This is a genomic window from Polaromonas sp. LjRoot131 (assembly GCF_964252805.1).
Classification (GTDB): Bacteria; Pseudomonadota; Gammaproteobacteria; order Burkholderiales; family Burkholderiaceae_C; genus Polaromonas.
The window spans coordinates 70,654-91,662 of record NZ_CAXUPF020000007.1; the positions used below are offsets into that span (position 1 = coordinate 70,654).

The window sequence follows — 21,009 nt, forward strand, 5'->3', positions numbered from 1 at the left end:
CAACAACTGTTGACCTATACTTGTTGACATGACCGAAACATCCCCCATTCCATCCCCTCCCCGCCGCTCCGACGCCACCAAGTCCGCCATCCTGGCGGCCGCGCGAGAGCAATTCGCCGCCAGTGGTTACCAGGCGGCAACCATCCGCGCCATTGCGACGGCAGCCGGGATCGACCCTGCCATGGTCATGCGCTATTTCGGCAACAAAGAGAAGTTGTTTGCAGCTGCCGCCGAGTTCGATTTGCGCCTGCCCGACCTGAGCGATATGCCGCGCAAAGACGTGGGCGCCGCGCTGGTGGAACATTTCCTGAATCGCTGGGAAGACGACGAAACCCTGATGGCCCTGTTGCGTACGGGTGTCACCAACGAGGCGGCTGCCGCGCGCCTGCAGGAGATCTTTGCCACCCAGATGGCCCCTTTGATTGCCAAGCTCAGCGGCGAGCCACGCGCGGCAGCCGCCGGGCGCGCAGGGCTGATCGCCTCGCAAATACTGGGGCTGGCCTTGTGCCGCTATGTGCTCAAGTTGCAGCCGGTGGTCGGGCTAAAGCGCGCGGACATCGTGCGCCACGTGGGCGTCACCGTCCAGGCTTATCTGTACGACAAGTGGGACGACAACTGAATCCAGTTGACAGCCGCCGGGCGTCCACGCTGTGGAAGGGAAAAATCCCTCAGGTTCCAGCACGGGTATCCGGCCATTGATCTGCCGCAGCAATCCGGCCCTGCGCTATAACGTCACATGAACGTAGCATGGCCCGGCACCAGCCCGGAAGATCCGCCCCTCATACTCATCTCACGGTAAATACCATGTCCCCCAAACACCCCACCCATCTGCGCGCCCACACCTACCACGGCCTGGCCCCCGGCCCGCGCCTGCTGGTCACCGGCGCCGTGCACGGCAACGAGACCTGCGGCACACGGGCCATCACGCAGTTGCTTGAAGAAATTGACGGCGGCGCGCTCAGCATCGAACGCGGCACCGTGACCTTTGTGCCGGTGACCAACCCGCTGGCCTACCGCCTCAAGCAGCGCATGGGCGAGCGCAACCTGAACCGCAACATGGCGCCCAGCGCGATTCCGCAGGATTTTGAAGACCGCATCGCCAACGTGCTGTGTCCGCTGCTCGATGCGCACGACGTGCTGCTGGATCTGCATTCCTTCCACACGGGCGGCGCGCCCTTCGTCATGATCGGCCCGCAGAACAACCAGGGCGCGCTGGAACCCTTCACCCACGCGCCCGAGGAAATGCAGCTGGCGCTGCACACCGGGCCGCACCGCATCGTCGAAGGCTGGCTGGAAACCTATGCGCGCGGCGTGAAGCGGCGCACGGCTTTGGCCGAAGCGAGCGGCGGCGGCCGCGCCCAAAGCCTGGTGACCGACCCGAATTACGGCGTGGGCACGACCGAGTACATGCGTTCGCGCGGCGGCTACGGCGTGACGCTGGAATGCGGCCAGCATGAGGACCCGCAGGCGGTTCAGGTGGCGCGTTACGCGATCCTGCAGACGCTGGGCTTGCTGGGCCTGATCGCGCAGCCCGCCGCGCCGGTCCCCATGGAACGCGAAATCCTGCGCCTGGTCGACGTGATAGACCGCGAGCATGCGGGCGACAGCTTCACCCGCGAGTGGCACAGCTTTGACGCGGTCAAGGCCGGCGAGGCCATAGGCACACGGCACGGCGGCGAGGCCATCACCGCACCGGCCGACGGCTTTGTGGTGTTTCCCAACCCGCGCGGCGAAGTCGGCCAGGAGTGGTTTTACTTCGCACAACGGCGGGCGTAAACGCCGGACCGGCCCCTGAGCGCCGGGTTGACAGCGCCACGCCATCGCCTTAATATAGCCAAACAGCTATATAACCAATCAGGAACATGACACCCTCCGCCGACACCCTGAACAAGGCCTTCGCCGCCCTCGCCGACCCGACCCGCCGCGCCATCGTCGCGCGGCTTGCCGCCGGTGAGGCCACGGTCAATGAACTGGCCGCCCCCTTTGACATGAGCCAGCCTTCCATCTCCAAGCACCTGAAAGTGCTGGAACGCGCGGGCCTGATTTCACGCGGGCGCGCGGCGCAGACCCGGCCCTGCCGCCTGGAAGCCGCCCCGCTGCAGGAAGTCGCGAACTGGATGGCGCTGTACCGCCATGTCTGGGAAGACAGCTTCGAGCGGCTCGATGCGTTTTTGCAATCGTCAGCCGCCACACCCTCCACTCCATCGAAAGGAAAGAAAAATGCCGCCAAATGATGACAAGACAGCCGGCAACCCGGCCTTCCTGATTGACCGCGTGTTCAAGGCGCCGCGCGAACGCGTCTGGCAAGCCTGGAGCGACGCCGCCCAGCTCGGCCACTGGTGGGGCCCCAAGGGCTGTGCCATCGAGGTCTTTCGTTTTGAGTTCAGGCCGGGCGGCTTTTTCCACTACGCCATGAAGTTCCCGAATGCGCCCACGATGTGGGGGCGCTTCAACTACCGCGAAATCGCCCCGCAGGAACGCCTGGTCTGGCTCAACTCGTTCTCGAATGAAAACTGCGGCATGGCGCGCGCGCCTTTCAGCGAAGACTGCCCGCTTGAAATCGAAAACTCTGTGAGCTTCACGGAGCGCGATGGCAGCACCATCGTGTCATTGCGCGCCCGGCCCTTCGGCGAGAGCGCCGCCGAACGCCGGTATTTCGAGGACTTGCATCCGTCCATGGCCCAGGGCTACGGCGGGACCTTTGACCAGCTGGCGGCGCACCTGGGCGGCTAGCGCCCGGCTCAGTCCTTCACGCGCGAGGCAAAGGTCTTGCGGAATTTCTCGACCTTGGGGCCGACCACAAAGGCGCAATAACCCTGGTTGGGGTTGTTCTCGAAGTAATCCTGGTGGTAGGCCTCGGCCGGCCAGTAATTTTCAAGCGGCAGTACTTCCGTGACGATGGGCTTGCCGAAGGTTTTGTCCTGGCTGACTTCGCGGATGAAATCGTCAATCACCGCTTTTTGCTCGGGCGTTGAGTAATAGATTCCGCTGCGATACTGCGTTCCGGCATCGTTACCCTGGCGGTTCAGGCTGGTCGGGTCGTGGATCACAAAAAAGATCTCGAGGATTTCCTTCAGCGTGATGTCAGCCGGATCGTAGGTGAGCTTGACCACCTCGTTGCTGCCGGTGCGGCCGGTGCAGACTTCTTCATAGCTGGGCCGCGCGGCCTGGCCGTTGCTGTAGCCGGATTCAACGTCGGTCACGCCGCGCACCTTGACGTAGACCGCCTCGGTGCACCAGAAGCAGCCCCCGCCCAGGGTGATGGTTTGAAGGGATGAGGACATGGCAATCTCCGCTGAAAACCGTTGGTCGTGAAATGAGCGGAAATCTTACGCTGCGGGCGGTGCGCATGCCATGACCAGCCCGCTTGCCCTTGCGAGGCAGGGGCTCAATCGCGGCGGCGCGCGCCCTTGGTGCGGTGCATGGGGCCGACGGCGCGGCGCATCAGCCGCAGCAAGGCCAGCGCGGCAATGGCGCCGGCTACGGCCAGGCCTAGCGAGCCCATGCTGAACACCGTGTCGTTGGTCTTGCCGTGGCTGAGGATGGAGGCCACGAAGTCGCCGCCGATGTAGGCGCCGAACACGCCGACACCGAGGTTTTCGAGGATGAGGATTTTTTCGCGGGTGCCTGCGAGCAGGCAGGCGGCGCCACCGAAAAGAGCACCCACCACACACCAGATATACGGGTTGATGCCGTTCTCCTGAAGACTATGAACTGCCCCATGGTCGCAGCTTTAGGCCCCCAGCGGGCGGACATACTTTCCCCAAGGTCTTTCGCCGGAGGGCGGGCCGGCGATCTTCAGGCCTTTACCGCCGGCGCCATCGCGCGCACCGCCTGCACAAACGCCGACAGCGCCGCATGGCCGCCGCGCGCCGTCTTCCACAGGCAATGTGTGTCGTAGGGCGTGGTGCTGGCATCCAGCGGCACAAAGGCCGCGCCCGCCATGGCCGACTGCCTCAACGCGGCCGGCACCAGCGCCACGCCCATGCCTTGCGACACCAGCGAGACCACACTGAGCCAATGCCGCAGTTCATAACGCATCTCGGGGTAAAAGCCGGCTTCGGTGCAGATCGCCAGGATGCGCTCGTGGTAGTCGGGCGAGACCGCGCGCGACACCACGGCAAAGGGCTCACCCTGCAAGGCCGAAAGCGACAGCGAGCGCTTGCGGGCCAGCGCATGGCCGGCAGGCAGGCAGCAAATGAAAGCCTGGCTGGACACCAGGATTTGCGACAGCTCGGGCGGCACACGCGTGGTGTGCACAAAACCCAGGTCCAGCCGGTCGTGAGCGAGTTCTATCAGTTGTTCGCTGGAACTGAGCTCTTTCAGCGTCAGCCGCAGCAACGGGTGTTCGGCCTGGAAGCGCTCCAGGATATGAGGCAGGCCGCTGTACAGCATGGTGCCCGAGAAACCGATGGCCAGGCTGCCGGCCATGCCCTGGCCCACGTCGCGCGCATGGCCGGCCGCCTGCGCGGCCTGGTCCAGCAGGGCGCGCGCTGCCGGCACAAAGGCCTGGCCGGCGGCCGTCAGCTGCACGGACTTGCTGCTGCGCGTGAACAGCTTCGCGCCTATGGAGGCCTCCAGTTGCTGGATGTTCAGCGACAGCGGCGGCTGGGAGATCGACAGGCGCCGCGCCGCACGGCCGAAGTGCAGCTCTTCGGCCAGGACCAGGAAATAGCGGAGGTGGCGGAATTCCATGAATATGTTTTTTATATCGTTGAATCAATAATTGATATTAGACAACTATTCATGCTTGTCAAACAATCACCCATGGCCGCCGGCGCCCCAGGCCGCGCCCCTACACTGCAAATCAAGCCCCCTTCCCCTCTTTCCGGAGACACAGACCATGAAAACCACCTTCAACTGGCAGGACCCGTTTTTCTTCATGGAGCAGCTCAGCGACGATGAGCGCGCCATCGCCGACGCGGCCCACGCCTTTTGCCAGGAAAAGCTGCAGCCGCGCGTGCTGATGGCGGCGCGCCACGAGAAGTTCGACCGCGAGATCATGAATGAGGCGGGCGCCATGGGTTTCCTGGGCTCCACGATTGAAGGCTACGGCTGCGCCGGCCTCAACTACGTGAGCTACGGCCTGGTGGCGCGTGAAGTCGAGCGTGTGGACAGCGGCTACCGCAGCGCCATCAGCGTGCAAAGCTCGCTGGTCATGCACCCCATCAACGCCTACGGCAGCGAAGCGCAAAAACAGAAATACCTGCCCAAGCTGGCCACCGGCGAATGGGTGGGCTGCTTCGGCCTGACCGAGCCCAATCACGGCTCCGACCCGGCCAGCATGCTGACGCGCGCCAAGCCTGTCGACGGCGGTTTCATCCTCAAGGGCTCCAAGATGTGGATCACCAACAGCCCCATCGCCGACGTCTTCGTCGTCTGGGCCAAGCTGGAAGATCCCGACGGCAAGGTCGGCGGCCAGGAAAGCATCCGCGGCTTTGTGCTCGAAAAAGGCATGAAGGGCCTCAGCGCCCCCAAGATCGAAGGCAAGATGAGCTTGCGCGCCTCCATCACCGGGGAGATCGTGATGGACGACGTGTTTGTGCCCGAAGCCAACCTGCTGCCCAATGTGAGCGGCCTCAAAGGCCCCTTCGGCTGCCTCAACAAGGCCCGCTACGGCATCGCCTGGGGCGCTTTGGGCGCGGCCGAAGACTGCTGGTTCCGCGCGCGCCAGTACACCCTGGACCGCCAGCAGTTCGGCCGCCCACTGGCGCAGAACCAGCTGATCCAGAAAAAACTCGCCGACATGCAGACCGAGATCACGCTGGGACTGCAGGCCTGCCTGCGCGTGGGCCGGCTGATGGACGAGGACAAGGCCGTGCCGGAAATGATCTCGCTGATCAAGCGCAACAGCTGCGGCAAGTCGCTGGACATCGCCCGCATGGCGCGCGACATGCACGGCGGCAACGGCATCCATGACGAATACCACGTGATCCGCCACATGATCAACCTGGAAACCGTCAACACCTATGAAGGCACGCACGACGTGCATGCCCTGATCCTGGGGCGCGCGCAGACCGGCCTGCAGGCCTTCTATTAAGAAGAGCTTCGTTTAGTCACCAGGCGGGGCTGCCACCGGCAGCCGGATGCCTCCGCCTGCGTGAACCTGCGCCCGGCTTTACCGCGGGTTTACGTTCCCGGCCGTGGGCACCCTGCCGCCCCCGTGTAGCCTAGGCGGTTTTGGGTTGACGGTCGGAAAGTAAGCAGATATATTACTAACCAGTCAGTCAGTAACTATGTCACTTACCAAACTCTTCAGCGACAACACCGCCGTCGCCGCCAAACGTGAGCGCCGCAAGGAAGCACGCCCGGGCGAACTGCTCGACGCCGCGCTCGACCTTTTTGTCGAAAAAGGCTTTGCCGCGACCCGCGCCGAGGAAGTCGCCGCCCGCGCCGGCGTCTCCAAGGGCACGCTTTTCCTCTACTTCCAGAGCAAGGAAGAACTGTTCAAGGCCGTGGTGCGCGAAAACATCTCGGGCCGCTTCACCGAATGGCGCGCCGAACTGGACGTCTTTGAAGGCACCACCCCCGAATTGCTGGCCTACTGCATGAACAGCTGGTGGGAACGGGTAGGCCTGACGCGCGCCTCGGGCCTGACCAAGCTGATGATGAGCGAGGCCAAGAACTTCCCCGACATCGCGGCCTTCTACCAGCAGGAAGTCGTCATGCCGGGCCAGGCGCTGATCCGCAGCATCCTGCAGCGGGGCATGGACCGCGGCGAGTTCCGGCCCATGGACCTGGACTACGCGGTCTACCTCGTGATCGCGCCCATGATTTTCCTGATCCTGTCCCGGCACTCCGCCGGCGTGTGCGTCAGCAACGACAGGGAACTGGACGCCCAGAAATACATCGCCTTCCAGGTGGAAACCATCCTGAACGGCATCTCCGCACCGGCCGGCGCCGCCGTCCGGGCCCCCAGGAAGGCCGCGGCATGAAGCGCTGGGTCAAGTGGGCGATCGCCGGGCTCATCGTGCTGCTCATCGCGGGCGGCGTGCTGCGCGCGCTGGCCGCGCGCAAGGCCCAGCAGCAGGCGCTGGCCGCCGGCAGCGCGGCCAAGGACATGGGCCAAGTGGAACTGGCAGGCACCGACGTGGTCAAGGCCCAGCTGCGCGAAGTCGTGCAGGGCCTGCCGGTCTCCGGCTCGCTCAAGGCCGTCAACTCCGCCGTCATCAAGGCCAGGGTCGCCGGCGAACTGCAGGGGCTGGCCGTGCGCGAGGGCGACGTGGTCAAGGCCGGCCAGGTGATCGCGCGCATCGACGCCGCCGAATACCGGTCGCGCGTGCGCCAGGCCCGCGAGCAGGCCGAGTCCGCCAAGGCCCAGGTCGACGTGGTGCAGCGCCAGTACGACAACAACAAGGCGCTGGTGGACCAGGGCTTTATTTCCAAGACCGCGCTGGACACCTCGCTGGCCAACCTCAACGCCGCGCAATCCACCTACAAGGCCGCGCTGGCCGCCACCGACGTGGCCGCCAAATCGCTGGACGACACCGTGCTGAAGGCACCGATTTCCGGCCAGGTGTCGCAGCGCCTGGCGCAGCCCGGCGAACGCGTCGGCATTGACACCAAAATCGTGGAGATCGTGGACCTGAGCCGGCTCGAGCTCGAGGCCACGCTGAGCGCCACCGACTCCATGGAGGTCCGCGTGGGCCAGAGCGCCCAGTTGCAGATTGAAGGCAGCCGCCAGCCCGTGACGGCCGTGGTCGCGCGCATCAACCCCAGCGCGCAGGCCGGCAGCCGCAGCGTGCTGGCCTACCTCAGCATGGACAACCCCGGCGTGACCGGGACTACCGGCGAAACCAGCGCCCCGCCCCTGCGCCAGGGCCTGTTCGCCCAGGGCACGCTGGGCACGGCGCGCGCCTCGCTGCTGTCGGTGCCGGTCAGCGCCGTGCGCACCGACAAACCCGCGCCCTACGTCCAGGCCATTGAAAACAGCGTGGTGGTGCACAAGCCCGTCGAGCTCGGCGCGCGCGGCACCGCCGGCGGCGATGCCGTGGTGGCGGTGAAGGGCCTGGAGGAAGGCGCGCTCATCGTTCGCGGCGAGATAGGCGCGCTGCGCGAAGGCACCAAGGTGCGCTTCACGCAGCTGTCCGCGGCCGGCTCCGCGCAGCCTCCCGCCAGCACGCCCGCCAAACCGGCGCCCTGAGGTTTCACGCGCATGTGGTTCACGCAGGTCAGCCTCAAGAATCCCGTGTTCGCCACCATGGTCATGCTGGCCATCGTGGTGCTGGGCCTGTTCTCCTACCAGCGCATGCAGGTCGACCAGTTCCCCAACATCGACTTCCCGGTGGTCGTGATCACCGCCGAATACCCCGGCGCATCACCTGAAATCGTCGAGAGCGAAGTCACCAAGAAGATCGAGGAAGGCGTCAACTCCATCGCCGGCATCAATGCGCTGACCTCACGCAGCTACGAAGGCCAGTCCGTTGTCATCATGGAGTTCCAGCTCTACGTTGACGGGCGCCGCGCCGCCGAGGACGTGCGCGAAAAAATCTCGGCCATCAGGCCCAACTTCCGCGACGAGGTGAAAGAGCCGCGCGTGCTGCGCTTCGACCCGGCCAGCCGCGCCATCTGGTCGGTGGCCGTCTTGCCCCAGGCAGGCAGCGGCAAGGCCATGGATGCGGTGGAGCTGACCAACTGGGCCGACCAGGTGCTGAAAAAACGCCTGGAAAACGTGCGCGGCGCCGGCTCGGTCACGCTGGTGGGCGGCACCAAGCGCGAGATCAACGTCTACCTGAACCCGCAGGCCATGGAGTCGCTGGGCATCACGGCCGACCAGGTGGTCAACGCCGTGCGCAACGAAAACCAGGACCTGCCGGTGGGCGCCATCCGTTCGCTGCAGCAGGAGCGCGTCGTCAAGATCGACGCGCGCATGAAGCGGCCCGAAGACTTCGGCAAGATCATCGTGGCGCGCAAGGGCGCGGCCGGCGGCACGGCCACGGCCGTCACCGTCGACCAGGTGGCCCGCATCGCCGACGGCGCGCAGGAACTCGACAGCCTGGCGCTTTACAACGGCCAGCGCACCCTGCTGCTGACGGTGCAAAAAGCCCAGGACGAAAACACCATTGCCGTGGTCGACGGCCTGAACAAGGCCGTGGCCGAACTGCAGCCGCTGCTGCCTCCCGGCGCGCGGCTGCAACTCATAGGCGACGGCTCGCGCCCGATACGCGTGGCGGTCGAGAACGTGCGCCGCACGCTGATCGAAGGCGCGCTGCTGACGGTGCTCATCGTCTTCCTGTTCCTGAACTCCTGGCGCTCCACCGTGATCACCGGGCTGACGCTGCCGATCTCCATCATCGGCACCTTTTTGTTCATGAACCTGTTCGGCTTCACCATCAACATGATCACGCTGATGGCGCTGTCGCTGTGCGTGGGCCTTTTGATCGACGACGCCATCGTGGTGCGCGAGAACATCGTGCGCCACGTCCAGATGGGCAAGGACCCCTACCGCGCCTCGATGGACGGCACCCAGGAAATCGGCCTGGCCGTGCTGGCCACCACCTTCTCCATCGTGGCCGTGTTCCTGCCCATAGGCTTTATGGGCGGCATCATCGGCAAGTTCTTCCACGAGTTCGGCGTGACCATCGTGGCGGCGGTGCTGATCTCGATGTTCGTGAGCTTCACGCTGGACCCCATGCTCTCCAGCATCTGGCACGACCCGGCTATCGAAGCCCATGGAAAGCGCGGCGCACCCGTCACCTTCTACGACAAGACCATAGGCCGCGTGACCGGCTGGTTCGACCGCGCCACCGAATCCCTGAGCGACAGCTACCAGGGCATCCTGCGCTGGTCGCTGGGCCACAAGCTGGCCACGCTGGTGATGGCCGTGGCGATTTTTGTGACCAGCATCTTCATGGTGCCGCTGCTGGGCACCGAGTTCGTGCCCAAGGCCGACTTCTCGGAAACCTCGCTGAATTTCTACACGCCGGTCGGCTCCTCGCTGGAGAACACCGAGGCCAAGGCGCGCCAGGTCGAGGCCATCGTGCGCGAGTTCCCGGAGGTGAAGTTCACGCTGGCCACCCTCAACACCGGCAACGCCCAGGGCAAGATGTACGCCAGCGTCTATGTGCGCCTGGTGGATCGCAAGGCGCGCACGCGCAGCGTCGACGAGATGTCGGGCGTGCTGCGCGAACGGCTCAAGCAGGTGCCCGGCATTACGGTGACGCACGTCGGCCTGCTCGACGCGGTGGGCGGCAACAAGCAGGTGGAGTTTTCCCTGCAGGGCCCCGACCTGAAAGAGCTGGAGCGCCTCACCCGCGCCATCAACGACAAGATCCGGGGCATCCCCGGCCTGGTCGACCTGGACTCCAGCGTCAAGGCCGACAAGCCGGTGATCGAGGTCGACGTGCGGCGCGACGCCGCCTCCGACCTGGGCCTGTCGGTCTCGCAGATCGCCGCCTCCCTGCGCACCCTGGTGGCGGGGCAGACCGTCGGCAACTGGCGCGCGCCCGACGACCAGACCTACGACGTCAACGTGCGCCTGGCGCCCGGCGCCCGCACCGCCCCGCAGGACCTGGAGCGCCTGCCCTTCATGAGCAGCGCCATGGGCAGCAATGCAGACGGCTCCTCGCGCATCGTGCGCCTCAACCAGGTGGCGACCGTGAAGGAGACCACCGGGCCCAACCAGATCAACCGGCGCGACATGGCGCGCGAGGTCGCCATCAACGCCAACGTCTACAACCGCTCGGCCGGCGAGGTCTCCGGCGACATCAAGGCGGTGCTCGACAACTTCAGCTTCCCGCCCGGCTACCGCTACCAGTTCAGCGGCTCCACCAAAAACATGGCCGAGTCCTTCGGCTACGCGGTGTCCGCGCTGGTGATGGCCATCCTGTTCATCTACATGATCCTGGCCAGCCAGTTCAAGAGCTTTCTGCAGCCCATGGCGCTGATGACCTCGCTGCCGCTGACCCTGATCGGCGTGGTGCTGGCGCTGCTGCTGTTCCGCTCCACGCTGTCGATGTTCTCCATCATCGGCGTGGTGATGCTGATGGGCCTGGTCACCAAGAACGCCATCCTGCTGGTCGATTTCGCCATCCGCATGCGCGCCGACCGGCTCGACGTGGACGGCCATCGCGTGCCCGGCATGGAACGCGGCGAAGCCCTGCTGCATGCCGCCAAAGTGCGGCTGCGCCCCATCCTGATGACCACGCTGGCCATGATCTTCGGCATGGTGCCGCTGGCCTTCGCCCTGACCGAGGGTTCGGAGCAGCGCGCCCCCATGGGCCAGGCCGTCATCGGCGGCGTGATCACCTCCTCGCTGCTGACCCTGGTGGTGGTGCCCGTGACCTACTGCTATCTGGACGACCTGGGCCAGTGGTTCAAGCGCAAGTTCGGCCCGAAAACCCGGGTTGCCGACCCTTCTGAAACACCGCCCGCCCCTCCCGCACCTGTCATGGCCGGCCGCTAAAATCAAAGGTTTATCTCGTGAACACCCGTTCCGTCCCTCTTTCCCCCTCCATTTCGCCAAACCACAGGTCCGCCATGAACTACGAACAAGCCCGATTCAACATGATTGAACAGCAAATCCGCCCCTGGGAAGTGCTGGACAACCAGGTCCTCTCCCTGCTCGCCGTGGTCAAGCGCGAAGACTTTGTGCCGGCGGTCCACAAGGCGCTGGCCTTTGTCGACATGGAAATCCCGCTGGGCGCCGGACCGGGCCAGTGCATGCTGGCGCCCAAGGTCGAAGCCCGCATCCTGCAGGAGCTGGCCGTGCAGAAGCACGAAAAAGTCCTCGAGATCGGCGCCGGTTCCGGCTACATGGCGGCCCTGCTGGCGCACCGCGCGCAGCAGGTGATCACACTCGAAATCGACCCCGTGCTGGCGCAAACTGCGCGCGACAACCTGCAGCGCGCCGGCGTCTACAACGCCGAAGTGCGCACCGGTGACGGCGCCGCCAAGCTGGCGCAGGCTGTTGCCGGCAACGATCCGCTGCGCGGCCCCTTCGACGTGATCGTGCTGAGCGGCTCCGTCGCCGAGGTGCCGGCCTCGCTGCTGTCCCTGCTCAAGGTCGGCGGGCGCCTGAGCGCCATCGTCGGTTTCGAGCCCGTGATGCGCGCCACCCTGGTCACGCGCGTGGCCGAAGACGCCTGGCGCACCACCCAGGCCTGGGATACCGTCGCACCGCGCCTGCTGAACTTCCCCGAGCCCTCGGCCTTCAGCTTCTGACACAACGCCCGAAAGCACCGTCCATGATTCCCCAGCTCAACCCCGCCGATTTCAGCGCCTGGCGCGACAACGCCGGCGCCGGCGCGCCCACCCTGCCCGTGGTGCTCGACGTGCGCGAGCCCTGGGAGCTGCAGACGGCCTCGGTCAAGGAAGACGGCTTCAGGCTGGTCCACATCCCGATGCGCGAGATCCCGCAGCGCCTGGCCGAGCTGCAAGAGGCCGGCGCCGGCCAGCCGATCGCCTGCCTGTGCCACCACGGCATGCGCAGCCTGCAGGTGGCCAACTATCTGATGCAAAGCGGCTTCACCGAAGTGGTCAACCTGCAGGGCGGCATCAATGCCTGGTCGCAGCAGGTGGACCGTTCCGTGCCGCTTTACTGAATCCAGCCGTTTTTTATCCGCCGATCCCTCCATCTCTTCAGGACCTTTATGACCACGCCCAAGAAACCGCCGGCCCGCCCGGCGATGTTGCCCTTGTCGATTGCGGCCGCCGTGGCACTGCTGGCCATGGCGCCCCTGGCGCACGCTCAGAGTCTCGTCGAGTTGTATGAGTCGGCCCGCGCCTTCGACGCCTCCTACCAGTCGGCCAAGCTGCAATACGACGCCAACCTCGCCAGGGCCGACCAGGCCAAGGCCGGCATCCTGCCGACGGCGGGCATTTCGGCCGGCGTGTCGCGCACCTCGTTTGAAAACACCACCCCGGCGATAGACCGCAGCTTCAACACCCAGAACGCCGCGCTCAACCTGTCCCAGCCGCTGTACCGCCCGGCCAATTGGGCCACCTACCAGCAGGCCTCCCGGCAGGTGGAACTGGCCCAGGCGCAGCTGCAGGGCGCCGACCAGGACCTGATCGTGCGCACCAGCCAGGCTTACTTCGACGTGCTGGCCGCGCAGGACACCCTGACCTTTGTGCGCGCCCAGAAAGCCGCGGTGGCCGAGCAGCTGGCATCGGCCAAGCGCAACTTCGAGGTCGGCACCTCCACCATCACCGACACGCGTGAAGCGCAGGCCCGCTACGACCTGGTGGTTGCCCAGGAGATCGCGGCCGAGAACGACCTGCGCGTCAAAAAACTGGCGCTGGACACCCTGGTCGGCAAAACCGAAACCCAGCCCAAGCCCCTGGCCACCCCCGTCGGACTGCCGGTCATCACGCCCGCCGACGTCAACACCTGGGTCGAGCAATCCGAGCTGGTGCACCCCAGCATCCGCCAGGCGCAAAGCAATGTCGAGATCGCCGAGCTTGAAGTGAACAAGGCCGAGGCCGGCCACAAGCCCACGCTGGACGCGCAGGCCAGCTACAACGTCACGCGCAACCCCTCGGGCACGGCGACCACCATCCCGCCCTTTGCCTTCCGCACCAACACCACCACCGTCGGCGTGGTGCTCAACGTGCCGCTCTTCGCGGGCTTCGCCACGCAAAACCGCGTGCGCGAAACCCTGTCGCTGCGCGACAAGGCCAAAAGCGACCTCGAAGGCGCGCGGCGCACCGTGGCCCAGGCCACACGCACCGCCTACTTCGGCGTGCAGTCAGGCCAGGGCCAGGTCAAGGCGCTGGAGGCGGCCGAGCTGTCCAGCCAGAGCGCGCTGGACGCCAACAAGCTGGGCTACCAGGTCGGCGTGCGCATCAACATCGACGTGCTCAATTCACAAAGCCAGCTGTTCCAGACCAAGCGCGACCTGGCCAGGGCGCGTTACGACGTGCTGCTGGGCGACCTGAGACTGCGCCAAGCCAACGGCACGCTGACGCCCGAAGACCTGCTCAAGATCAACGCGCTGCTCGCCCCCTGAATTCGCTGCCCGCTTCACAACACTCCAACAAAGGCCGGTCCGCCGGCCAGAATTTCCATGTTGATGCCCGCACACAATCCCCTGCCCCTGCCGATAGAGGCCGAACGCGTGACCGATGCGCCGGTGCACGCTCTAAAAGGCCCCAGCTTCGAGCTGATCGAGGAAACCACCTGGGAAGAACTCAAGCGCGCGGGCCGCACGCAGCCGTTCGACAAACCCGTGCTGGTCAAGGGCGGCATCCACCACTGGCCGGCCTGGAAAAAATGGTCGTTTGAATTCCTCGCCGACGTCTGTGCCGGCAAGGGCGCCGAGGTGCCGGTCAAGTTCACCGACGGCCTGGTCGAACAGGGCGTGACCAAGGGCCGCCCCTTTCTCCCGGTCGCGCCCTACCTGCGGGAACTCGGCAAGGCGGCGCAGCGCGCGCCGGACCCCATGGCCGGCCTGCTGCCCAAGCCGGTGCGGGACGGCTACAAACCCGGCGAGCGCTTTCACCTGAACTGGGCCCACATGCAGTCGTTCAAACCGACGACCCTGTACCTGGCGCAGTGGGACATCCTCGAGAAATACCCCGAGCTGCGCCGCGACCTGCTCATCAAGAGCCTGTGGCCCGGCCGCATGACCTGGGAATACGTGTTCATGGGCCCGGCCAATACCGTGACCGGCCTGCACAACGATTTCCCGCACAACTGGTTTGTGCAGCTCCAGGGCGTCAAGGAGTTCATCCTTTTCTCGCCCGACCAGCGCCAGCACATGTGCCCCGCCGCCAAGTACGACTGGGGCGCCACGCTCAGCGACATCAACGTCTCGCGCCTGCCCGAACAGGTCCGCGAACTCGCGTCCTTCGAAAAAGCCCACGGCTACCATGCCCGCGTTGAAGCCGGCGATGCCCTGTTCATCCCCAGGCGAACCTGGCATTCGGTGGTGTCGGTGGAGCCCTCCATCAGCCTTGGCATGTTCGGCCTCACGCCTTACGAAGTCGCCACCGGCGGCGCCTGGGCCACGCTGCGCGACTGGGCGCATCACCTTCGTATGTACGCGTGGGGCAATTGCACCTGTCATCAGGTACTGCCCAAGCGGAGCTAGGGTAGCGTCGCGATCACGTAGGCGCCGAAGCCGGCCAGGCAGGCCGCCATAAAAAGCAGCATCCAGAACCAGACCGGAACACGGCGTTTCTTCGGGTCGCCTTCCGGGAAATTTTCGGAGTCCTGGAAGTTTTCGGGCATGGCCTATCCTGCTTTGCCCTGTGCCAAAAAAGCCTGCAGGGCATTGACCGTCCGCTCCGTGGCGCCACGGTTGCGGTCGGCAAAGGCCAGGCCCGCCGCCACCGCCGCGGCATGCGCGTCTGGCCTGTCCATCCACTTGCGCGCGGCACGCACGCCCTGTTCCATGTCGACCACGCGCTTCGCCGCACCGGCTTCCACGGCCAGTTCGGCGGCTTCGGTGAAATTGAAGGTGTGGGGACCCATGACCACCGGACAGCCGCAAGCCGCCGCCTCGATCAGGTTCTGGCCGCCCAGCGGCGCGAAGCTGCCGCCCAGCAGGGCGACGTCGCTCATCGAGAAATACAGCGCCATCTCACCCAACGAGTCGCCCAGCCAGACGTCGGCCTGCTGGGCATCGCCGCTGCCCGGGCCACCGGCCGCATCGTCCCAGCCTGAACGCCGCGACACGCGCAGGCCGTGCTGCCGCACCAGCGCTTCGACCTCATTGAAGCGCTGCGGGTGGCGCGGTACCAGCAAGACCTTGAAGCGGCTTCCCGCCTCCTGCGGTGGGGCATCCACCGGTGCATGTTCCGACTGGGCCATGGCGCTGATCTGCTGGAGGAACTGATCTTCCTCGCCCTCGCGCGAACTCGCGAACATCATCACCGGCTGCGCCAGCGTCCGGCGCCAGGCTTTGCCTTTTTCCTGCTGGGCTTCGTCCGGCGAGGCATCGAATTTAAGGTTGCCGAACACGCCGCCGACCACCGCACCGGCCTGGCGAAAGCGGCGCGCGTCCTCGTCCGTCTGCGCATACACGGCCGACAGCGCGGCATAGGCCGGAAAGGACAGCGGCGAGATCCTGAGCGCCTGTTGCAGGGATTTTTCGGACAACCTGCCGTTGGCCAGCACCAGCGGCATGCCGCGCGCTTTCGCGGCGGCCAGCATATTGGGCCAGACCTCGGTTTCCATCAGCAAGCCGAGCCGCGGCTTGAAGTGTTCGAAAAAACGGGCGACGGCGCCCGGGCTGTCCCAGGGCTGCCAGACCTGCACGTCGCCGGGCTGCAGCAGGGCCACGCCCTCGGCGCGTCCGGTGGCCGTGCCGTGCGTGAGCAAAATGCGCAGGCCAGGGTGGCGCGCGCGCAAGGCCGCAAGCAGCAGCGCCGCCGTCCGGGTTTCGCCCAGCGAGACCGCATGCACCCAAATCAGCTCGGAGACGGCCTCGACCGGCTGTGTGTAGCGGCCGAAGCGTTCTTCCACCGCCTCCAGGTAGCCGGGCTCCTGCTTTGCGCGGCGCGCCAGCTTGCGGCGCAGCAGCGGCTGCACGCAGTACATCAGCAGCGAATAGAGCTTCAGCACGAAGTCACTCATGCGGCGGCCCCGGCCGCGCTGCAGGCCAGCCAGGCCTGCCAGACGTCTTCCACACCCGGGGCGGGCTGCGCATACACGCTGAGCTGCCGGCCATCCTGACTATCGGGCCCGGTGCGCCAGGCCGTGTCGAAGTTGTAGATCTGCACATGCGGCAGGTCCAGCGCGACGGCGATGTGGCTCACGCCGCTGTCCACGCCGATCACGCCGGCGCATTGCGCGAGCTCTTCGGTCAACGCGTCCAGCGCCAGCAGGGGCAGCACCACGGCGGAATCCGCCGCCGTGCCGTTCAGCGCCTCGGCAATCGCCCGGCTGGTGGCCTGCTCGGCGGCATTGCCGTGCGGCAGCACCAGCTGGTAGCCGGCCGTGTGCAGGCGCTGCCCCAGCGCCACCCAATGGCTGAGCGGCCATTCCTTGTCGGCGCGCGAGGTGCCGTGGACAAACGCGATACGGCCCTGGGGGAAATGCTCATGGATCTTCGCGCTTGCTGCGGGCACTTTCAGCCCAAACTGTGTGGCGGCCGCGGGGCTGTAGCCCAAGGCGCGCGCGGCCAGTTCGCGGGATCGCCGCACCGCATGGATGTGCGGCTCGACGGAGATCGCCACGTCGGCCACCCAGCGCGTGGGCGCCTCGTAGCCCGAGCCGTCGGTCTGGTTGGCCAGCGCATAACGTTTGCCGCCGGGCGCCAGCCGGGCCAGCCGCGCCACCAGCGCGGACTTGGTCAGGCCCTGCAGGTCGATGACGGCGTCGTAGGCCTCCCGCTGCAGCTCGGCCCTGAAAGCGCCCCATTCCTGCCGCGTGGCGGCCGTCCAGAAGGATTTGCGCCAGCGCCGGATCTCGCAGGGAATCACGCAGTTCAGGCCCTCGCAGCGCGCCAGCAAGGGGGCGAAGGCCTTTTCCACCACCCAGTCAATCTGCGCTTCGGGGAATGCGGCGCGTATGTCCTGCACCACGGGCAGGGTGTGCACCACATCGCCCAGGGACGAGAGCTTGACCAGGAGAATTTTCATTAAAGGCGATTCTATGGCCCCCACGGTCGCTCACTTCGTGTAGCCTGCGGCCTTCTCCCTGCCCCCTTCATCACAAAAGGGGCCGCCCGCCTGTGGCCCGGCAAAGCCGGTTCCACGGCTCATGCTGGGTTGAAGATTCTGTGCGTGCGACCCGTGATGGAGGTATTTCACCAGTGGGGGCCGCGGGTCCGGCTTCGCCGGCCCCAGGCGCCGCCCCCTTGAGGGGGGAACGGGCTACACGCAGTGAGCCTGGACGGGGGTGTGCTCAGTGCGCCGCAGCGGCTAGGCTGGCATCAGGCTTGACGGTCCGCAGCAAGGCCAGCATGTCGGCCTCTATGCGTTCCAGCGCCGCCTGGGTATGGCCCTCAAAGCGCAGCACCAGCACCGGCGTGGTGTTGGACGCGCGTATCAGGCCGAAGCCGTCCGGCCAGTCCACGCGCACGCCGTCGATGGTCGATATCCTGGCCGGCGCCGCGAATTTCGCGGACTTGATCAGCGCTTCCACCACCGTATGCGGCTCGCCTTCCTTGCAAGCCACATTGAGTTCAGGCGTGCTGAAGCTGGTCGGCAAGGCATTGAGGACGATGCCGGCATCGGGCACACGGCTCAGGATTTCCAGCAGGCGGGCGCCGGCATAGGTGCCGTCGTCAAAACCGTACCAGCGTTCCTTGAAGAAGATATGGCCGCTCATCTCGCCGCCCAGCGGCGAATCGACTTCCTTCATCCTGGCCTTGATCAGCGAATGGCCGGTCTTGTACATCATGGGCACGCCGCCGGCGGCCTCGATCTCGGGCGCCAGGCGCTGCGAGCATTTGACGTCGAACAGAATCGTGGCGCCCGGCACGCGGGACAGCACGTCGCGGGCAAACAGCATCATCTGCCGGTCGGGGTAAATGTTCTGGCCGTCCTTGGTGACGATGCCCAGCCGGTCGCCGTCGCCGTCAAAGGCCAGGCCCAGTTCGGCGTCGCCGCTTTGCAGGGCCTTGATCAGGTCCTGCAGGTTTTCGGGCTTGCTCGGGTCGGGATGGTGGTTGGGAAAGTTGCCGTCCACTTCGCTGAACAGCTCGGTGACTTCGCAGCCCAGGGCGCGAAAGATGGCGGGTGCCGAGGCGCCGGCAATGCCGTTGCCGGAATCGACGACGATTTTCATCGGGCGTTCCAGCTTGATGCCCGAGACGATGCGGTCGCGGTAGGCCGTGCCCACGTCGACCTGGCGGATGGTCCCGCCCTGCGCGGGCAGCTCCCATTTGCCTGCCTCGATGACGCGGCGCAGCGCCTGGATCTCCTCGCCGTAGATCGCGCGGCCGGCCAGCACCATCTTGAAGCCGTTGTAGTCCTTGGGGTTGTGGCTGCCCGTGACCTGTATGCCCGAGCCGGCCAGCGTGCTGGCGGCAAAGTACAGCATGGGCGTGGTCACCATGCCCACGTCGATCACCTCAATGCCCGTGGCGGCCAGGCCGCGCATCAGCGCCGCGCTGAGTGAAGGCCCGCTGAGCCGGCCGTCGCGGCCCACGGCCACGGCTTTTTCGCCCTCCGCCAGCGCCGCCATGCCAAAGGCCTTGCCCAGGGCCTCGGCCATCGCTTCGTGGATGGTGGACGGCACGACGCCGCGTATGTCATAGGCCTTGAAGATGGACGGGTTGATTTGCATCGGGTGCGGTTCCTGGGAAGTGCGGGACTGTGCTGAAGAAGCTGGATTTCATTGTAGGTGGCGCCCCTGGCGCCGCCTGTAGGCGGCAGCCGTTTTCGGCCAGTCCGTTCAGACTATTGCGGGCTGCCCCGGAAGCCGGAAACCCGCCTAAAAGCAGGCCCGCGGCGGGGTGAGGGACATGTCCGAAAACGGCCAGTCAAAGCCGGCCCGCGGCGTATCATTTCTTCCATGGACCGCGACAACACCCCTCTAGCCGACAACGACTGCTACCTCGCCCTGAAGGCGCGGGACGCGCGTTTTGACGGCAGCTTTTTCACCGGCGTGACCTCCACCGGCATCTATTGCCGGCCGGTCTGCAGCGTGAAAACGCCCAAGCGCGAGAACTGCCGTTTCTTCCACCATGCGGCGCAGGCCGAGAACGCCGGCTTCCGCCCCTGCCTGCGCTGCCGGCCCGAGCTGGCGCCGCATTCGGTGGTGTGGTCCATCCAGGACGCTTCCTACATCCTGGCCCACCAGGCGGCACGTTTACTGGATGAACCGGAAGTCTGGGCCGGCGAAGCGCCCTCGGTCGAAAAACTCGCCGCCCGGCTGGGTGTGAGCGACCGCCACGTGCGGCGCATCTTCGAGGCGCAGTTCGGCGTCTCGCCCATGCAGTATTTGCAGACACACAGGCTGCACACCGCCAAGCAGCTGCTGGCCGACACCAACCTGCCGATCACGCAGATCGCGCTGATCAGCGGCTTTGCCAGCGTGCGGCGCTTCAACGCGGCTTTTGTTGAGCACTACAAGCTCAACCCCACGCAGCTGCGGCGCCAGGGGCCGGCGCGCAGCGGCGACGTCGGCGAAGGCGCGACCATACGGCTGGGCTACCGCCCGCCCTACGACGTGCAGGCCATGCTGGCCTTCTTCAGCAAGCGCTGCATCAGCGCCATCGAGTTCATTGATACCGAGGCCGCCCTGCCCTGCCTGGGCCGGACCCTGGGCATCGAGTCCGGCGGCAAGCTCTACACCGGTTGGCTGCTGGCCAGTTTTGAAGAGGATCGTTCGCGCCTGGTGCTGCGCGTGAGCGACTCGCTGCGCGAAGTGCTGCCGCTGGTGATACGCCGCGCGCGCACCACCTTCGACCTGGACGCCGACCCGACGGCCATCAACAGCGTGCTGCATGCCGCCTTCCCCGAAGGCGACGGCCTGCGCGTGCCGGGCGCGCTCGACGGCTACGAGCTCGCGGTGCGCGCCGTGCTGGGCCAGCAGATCACCGTGGCCGCCGCGCGCACCCTGGCGCAGCGCATGGTGGACCGCTTCGGCGAACCCATCGAAACGCCGTGGCCCAAGCTGACTCGCCTTTTTCCCGCCCCGACCGTGCTGGCCGCCGCCAGCGGTGACGCTCTGGGGCAGCTGGGCATCGTCAAGCAGCGCCAGGCCGCGATTGTCGGCATCGCGCAGGCGGTGGCCGACAAGCGCCTGCAGCTGCACAGCGGCGCCGACGTCAGCGCCACGCTGGCCACGCTGAAAGAATTGCCCGGCATAGGCGACTGGACCGCGCAGTACATCGCCATGCGCGCGCTGCGCTGGCCCGATGCCTTTCCGGCGGGCGACGTGGCGCTGCACAAGGCCCTGGGCGTGCAGGGCCAAAAGAACCCTGCCCGGGAAGCCGAACTCGCCTCGGCGGCCTGGAAACCCTGGCGCAGCTACGCGGTGATACGCGCCTGGAGCGGAACGCTGGAGCGCCCCGGCTGACGGCGTGCAGCGACAACCTGGCCATTCATGCGCGGGCGGAATGAATGCGGCGCCTCGATTTCATTGGACGGTACAGCGCCCAGGCGCGAACATCG

General features: G+C 66.1%; 20 protein-coding genes. 13 read left to right on the forward strand and 7 right to left on the reverse strand.

The genetic code is table 11. The annotated features are described in order from the left end of the window. Window positions 1-28 precede the first annotated feature (28 nt). The 4 genes from ACSQ27_RS23250 (at window position 29) to ACSQ27_RS23265 (ending at window position 2,733) form a co-directional block, all read left to right on the forward strand. On the forward strand, window positions 29-619 hold the full coding sequence (locus ACSQ27_RS23250) for a TetR family transcriptional regulator (protein ID WP_436157867.1): 591 nt from the start codon (window positions 29-31) through the stop codon (window positions 617-619). Window positions 620-804: 185 nt separating this feature from the next. After that, window positions 805-1,776: a succinylglutamate desuccinylase gene (locus ACSQ27_RS23255; protein WP_436157868.1), complete on the forward strand. Its 972-nt coding sequence runs from the start codon at window positions 805-807 to the stop codon at window positions 1,774-1,776. Between the two features lie 86 nt (window positions 1,777-1,862). After that, window positions 1,863-2,234: an ArsR/SmtB family transcription factor gene (locus ACSQ27_RS23260; RefSeq protein WP_436157869.1), complete on the forward strand. Its 372-nt coding sequence runs from the start codon at window positions 1,863-1,865 to the stop codon at window positions 2,232-2,234. Beyond that, entirely contained in the window at window positions 2,221-2,733 is a 513-nt protein-coding gene (locus ACSQ27_RS23265) for an SRPBCC family protein (protein ID WP_436157870.1), read from the forward strand. The genes ACSQ27_RS23260 and ACSQ27_RS23265 overlap by 14 nt, the downstream gene beginning before the upstream one ends. Before the next feature lie 8 nt (window positions 2,734-2,741). Here the strand turns inward: ACSQ27_RS23265 and msrA are convergent, their stop codons facing one another. From msrA to ACSQ27_RS23280, 3 genes are all read right to left on the reverse strand, one after another. Then, a complete protein-coding gene (msrA, locus tag ACSQ27_RS23270) occupies window positions 2,742-3,284 on the reverse strand; it encodes a peptide-methionine (S)-S-oxide reductase MsrA (protein WP_436157871.1) in 543 nt (180 codons plus the stop codon). 104 nt (window positions 3,285-3,388) lie between these two features. Next, window positions 3,389-3,667, reverse strand: a complete 279-nt coding sequence (locus tag ACSQ27_RS23275) for a hypothetical protein (RefSeq protein WP_436157872.1) — start codon at window positions 3,665-3,667, stop codon at window positions 3,389-3,391. Between the two features lie 131 nt (window positions 3,668-3,798). Continuing rightward, window positions 3,799-4,695 (reverse strand): LysR family transcriptional regulator, encoded by an 897-nt coding sequence (locus ACSQ27_RS23280; protein ID WP_436157873.1) that lies wholly within the window; start codon window positions 4,693-4,695, stop codon window positions 3,799-3,801. Between the two features lie 148 nt (window positions 4,696-4,843). Here ACSQ27_RS23280 and ACSQ27_RS23285 point away from each other — a divergent pair, with 148 nt between their 5' ends. The 8 genes from ACSQ27_RS23285 to ACSQ27_RS23320 all read left to right on the forward strand — a co-directional run bounded on the left by ACSQ27_RS23285 (window position 4,844) and on the right by ACSQ27_RS23320 (window position 15,032). After that, window positions 4,844-6,040 (forward strand): acyl-CoA dehydrogenase, encoded by a 1,197-nt coding sequence (locus ACSQ27_RS23285; protein WP_436157874.1) that lies wholly within the window; start codon window positions 4,844-4,846, stop codon window positions 6,038-6,040. Between the two features lie 196 nt (window positions 6,041-6,236). Further along, a complete protein-coding gene (locus ACSQ27_RS23290; protein ID WP_436157875.1) occupies window positions 6,237-6,935 on the forward strand; it encodes a TetR/AcrR family transcriptional regulator in 699 nt (232 codons plus the stop codon). Then, the gene (locus ACSQ27_RS23295; protein ID WP_436157876.1) at window positions 6,932-8,143 is read left to right on the forward strand and encodes an efflux RND transporter periplasmic adaptor subunit; all 1,212 of its coding nucleotides are present in this window, start codon (window positions 6,932-6,934) and stop codon (window positions 8,141-8,143) included. Before ACSQ27_RS23290 ends, ACSQ27_RS23295 begins: the two co-directional genes overlap by 4 nt. A 12-nt stretch (window positions 8,144-8,155) precedes the next feature. Continuing rightward, window positions 8,156-11,404 (forward strand): efflux RND transporter permease subunit, encoded by a 3,249-nt coding sequence (locus ACSQ27_RS23300; protein ID WP_436157877.1) that lies wholly within the window; start codon window positions 8,156-8,158, stop codon window positions 11,402-11,404. Between the two features lie 74 nt (window positions 11,405-11,478). After that, window positions 11,479-12,162, forward strand: a complete 684-nt coding sequence (locus tag ACSQ27_RS23305) for a protein-L-isoaspartate O-methyltransferase family protein (protein WP_436157878.1) — start codon at window positions 11,479-11,481, stop codon at window positions 12,160-12,162. Between the two features lie 23 nt (window positions 12,163-12,185). Further along, on the forward strand, window positions 12,186-12,542 hold the full coding sequence (locus tag ACSQ27_RS23310; protein ID WP_436157879.1) for a rhodanese-like domain-containing protein: 357 nt from the start codon (window positions 12,186-12,188) through the stop codon (window positions 12,540-12,542). Window positions 12,543-12,590: 48 nt separating this feature from the next. Next, window positions 12,591-13,949: a TolC family outer membrane protein gene (locus tag ACSQ27_RS23315; RefSeq protein WP_436157880.1), complete on the forward strand. Its 1,359-nt coding sequence runs from the start codon at window positions 12,591-12,593 to the stop codon at window positions 13,947-13,949. A 57-nt stretch (window positions 13,950-14,006) separates the two neighbouring features. Further along, a complete protein-coding gene (locus tag ACSQ27_RS23320) occupies window positions 14,007-15,032 on the forward strand; it encodes a cupin-like domain-containing protein (protein WP_436157881.1) in 1,026 nt (341 codons plus the stop codon). Here ACSQ27_RS23320 and ACSQ27_RS23325 read toward each other — a convergent pair. The 4 genes from ACSQ27_RS23325 to ACSQ27_RS23340 form a co-directional block, all read right to left on the reverse strand. After that, a complete protein-coding gene (locus ACSQ27_RS23325; protein WP_436157882.1) occupies window positions 15,029-15,172 on the reverse strand; it encodes a hypothetical protein in 144 nt (47 codons plus the stop codon). The genes ACSQ27_RS23320 and ACSQ27_RS23325 overlap by 4 nt on opposite strands. Window positions 15,173-15,175: 3 nt before the next feature. After that, window positions 15,176-16,519: a 3-deoxy-D-manno-octulosonic acid transferase gene (locus tag ACSQ27_RS23330; protein WP_436157883.1), complete on the reverse strand. Its 1,344-nt coding sequence runs from the start codon at window positions 16,517-16,519 to the stop codon at window positions 15,176-15,178. Next, window positions 16,516-17,526, reverse strand: a complete 1,011-nt coding sequence (waaC, locus tag ACSQ27_RS23335) for a lipopolysaccharide heptosyltransferase I (protein WP_436157884.1) — start codon at window positions 17,524-17,526, stop codon at window positions 16,516-16,518. The genes ACSQ27_RS23330 and waaC overlap by 4 nt, the downstream gene beginning before the upstream one ends. A gap of 265 nt (window positions 17,527-17,791) precedes the next feature. After that, window positions 17,792-19,177, reverse strand: coding sequence for a phosphomannomutase/phosphoglucomutase (locus ACSQ27_RS23340; protein WP_436157885.1), 1,386 nt, complete (start codon window positions 19,175-19,177; stop codon window positions 17,792-17,794). A gap of 228 nt (window positions 19,178-19,405) precedes the next feature. On the opposite strand from ACSQ27_RS23340, the gene ACSQ27_RS23345 reads away from it, so the two are divergent. Then, on the forward strand, window positions 19,406-20,914 hold the full coding sequence (locus tag ACSQ27_RS23345; protein WP_436157886.1) for a DNA-3-methyladenine glycosylase 2 family protein: 1,509 nt from the start codon (window positions 19,406-19,408) through the stop codon (window positions 20,912-20,914). The last annotated feature ends 95 nt before the right edge of the window (window positions 20,915-21,009 follow it).